This window comes from Bacillus sp. JJ864, assembly GCF_036963045.1.
GTDB lineage: Bacteria > Bacillota > Bacilli > Bacillales > Bacillaceae_G > Bacillus_A > Bacillus_A pseudomycoides_C.
The window spans coordinates 1-2,921 of record NZ_JBALLY010000191.1; the positions used below are offsets into that span (position 1 = coordinate 1).

The following is a 2,921-nucleotide window of genomic DNA, read 5'->3' on the forward strand; positions in this document are numbered from 1 at the left end:
TAATCAACACGCCTGTTAAAATGATTATAAAAGAAGCTGAACAAATATTGCTTAAATATGGAATCGTTGGTTATCACAATTCTTGGATTGAACACGAATTTCCATTAAGTAGTTACTTACAATTAAAACACTTCTTAATATCAAAAGAAAAACTTAGTGAAGATTGCGAAAAGAGAGACTTAAAACAAGAACTTCAATATCTTATCCAGAGTCTAAATCTCTAACTTCCGCTTTCGAGAATTATGTAAACACGAAAGTCCCCCAGTTAAACAATCTGGAGGACTTTTTTTATGTAGGGCGGGAAGACATCGGTCTTCCCTTCGGGTTGCCCGATGGAAAGGTCGTTTTGTTTCCAAAACCGGGTTTTTTAATTACATATTATGTAAAAATTTTAGTTTAGTTCCTAAATTATTAAATAATTCTTTTTTATAGTTTTGTTTTTGATTGAAAACTTGCGCAACTAGTCTCACTTAAACGCTAACGTCTCATAAAGTTAGGCAAGTTATTTTGTTAGGTGAAGGTAGTTCAATAGAGGCTTAGTTCATTAAGCAACGTGCATCTACCCAACCCAATACTTTGTTTCCTACTTTGATTTTTTTCCAATTAACTGATTCTTTTGTAGCGCTTCGAATAACTTGCACATTTTGATGACTATAGTTATTGGTAAGGTCAACCCAACTAGCCCCATTTTCGCCATAAGGAGCACTCCAGATTCCGTCTCCTTTCGAAGAAGAGCCCATTGTAACAGAATAATTTTCATCTTTTATATCCTTTAAACCAGCTGAAGCCCTCTCTCCATCGATCCAACCTAACAATTTACCATCTTTCTTTACTTGATACCAGTTTGTATTGCCTTGCGTTACAGTCTTAACTACCTGAAGTGTTTGATAAGCGTAATCCTTTGTGCTGCCTAAATACTGAGCACCTGTAATTCCATAAGGTGAAGTCCATATACCATTGTCATAGGTTCCACCGATTGTAATCGTAAAATTGGCAGGTTTTGCTTCTCCAGCATTATCTAATGCTTTTTCATCGATCCAGCCAATCACCTTACCATCTATGCTAAATTTGTACCATTGCACATCACCATATGTAGCACTTTCTACTAACTGAAGATCACGAAAAGCATAAAAATCCGTTGATTTTAAATAATTCGCGCCTGGTACACCATATGGTATCGACCATATACCATTAGTCGTTGTTGCACCCATCACGGAAGCCTGATTAATCGATTGAATGTTTTGTAAATCGCTTAATGCGCGACTATCTAGCCAACCGATAATTTTACCGTCTATGCTAAATTTGTACCATGTAACTGTATTCCAAGTCATTTTTTCAACTAGATGAATTTTTTTACCGACAAAATCATTTGTAGATCCTACATAATTAGCATCCGGTAACCCATAAGGAGTTGTCCAAATAGAATTACCCTCTGTCCATTTCACGATTTGATTCTCATTCACACTAGTTGTAGGATGAGAATCTGCTTCATAATAAGCTTTCGTTCCTTGTAGAAAATCGTCCCACGAACCACGATCCATTATGTTTCTTGGACAGTATTTCCCACTCCAGTACTGATGTTTTTTTACATTATCCAAGGATATATTCAATTCATTCATTAAATAAGCTGTTAATTTACGTGCATTTTCTACCGCTTTATCATAATTTCCATCTTGATTCACTGCAATTTCAATCGCAATAGATTGTCTATTACCTGTACCGTTTGTTCCATCACCTGCATGCCATCCATTTTCATCGAGAGGTAGATGCTGATAAATCTCTTTATCATCTACTGTGAAATGCCAGGATGCGCCTCGATCTGTATTCCCTGTCGCTTGGTTATACAAATATTGCGCGTGATTTTTTGCACCTGCACCAACACTCGTATTATCAGTCTCGTGAATGGTAATATACTTTGGCTTCATCGAGTAGCCAGGACGAATATTGGAATTTCCTTTTGGAATAATCCATTCCGTAAACGGAACATCATTAATCATGCCTTTCTTCAATGTTAAAGCAGATCTACTTCGAAGCAAAGCAGATTTTCTAGCCGCAGGTTTCCCTTGATCTTCAACAATTGCTGCTTCATTATCACCTCGTCCATCCTCGTTTTTCATATGCTCCTCAATACTTTTCAAAGCTTGTTCATCCACTGAATGTAACTCTGTTTGTTCTTTTTGTTTCACTTGCTCTGCAAAAGAAGATGTCGGAACTATAAATACTTCCAATGCAAGCGACATAGCCAAAATTTTATAGATTGATTTTTTCATATTATTGGTCTAACACGTATCATATATATAATATTTCGTGCTAAATTTCCCCCTCTTTCTAGTAAAATAACATTTGCTCCTTCAGAAATCGATTTCATCAATCATTATGAAATCAAAAAATGATTCTCACACGAACTGTATGCCATTATATAGATTAACATACTAAGTAAGATTCATCACTAAATTCGTATACTATAATACAAAAATTTAGTAACTACTCAACCATACATTTCATTCAGAAGTTTTCGGCATATAGAATGTTGCCATTTTTATCTTCGTAGCAGCAATCTAGAAGCACTACTTTCAAACGGAAAAAAAGTAATTGTGTCAAGAAAATATGTTTCTTCTTTAAAAAACACACCAACAAAATATTCTAACTCCCACTTATATTTAAAGGTATTTCTTTTAGGCTTAATGACAGGGTTCTTATCATCAAGCCTTTATGGATTTAACCATATCTTTTGGTCTCAATTTTGCTTTTTGGCTAGAGTGCTGGCTCGTCGTGTGGGGACGAACCCCCACGTATTAAACGTATCAACATATAACATAAAAACTATTTTTGAACGATTAATCTAAGCGGTTCGGCTCGTATACTTGCTAGTCCAAGTCGAGAACCACTATTGTCACTTTTTAAGTAATATGTTTGCCAAT

At 35.5% G+C, this 2,921-nt stretch carries 2 protein-coding genes; one reads left to right on the plus strand and one right to left on the minus strand.

What is annotated here, in order from left to right; translation table 11 throughout:
• On the plus strand, nucleotides 1-224 hold a 224-nt coding region (locus V7024_RS22310; protein WP_335524042.1), incomplete at its 5' end, for a hypothetical protein.
• 312 nt (nucleotides 225-536) lie between these two features.
• Here the strand turns inward: V7024_RS22310 and V7024_RS22315 are convergent.
• A complete protein-coding gene (locus V7024_RS22315) occupies nucleotides 537-2,270 on the minus strand; it encodes a GW domain-containing glycosaminoglycan-binding protein (RefSeq protein WP_335524045.1) in 1,734 nt (577 codons plus the stop codon).
• Nucleotides 2,271-2,921: the final 651 nt, after the last annotated feature.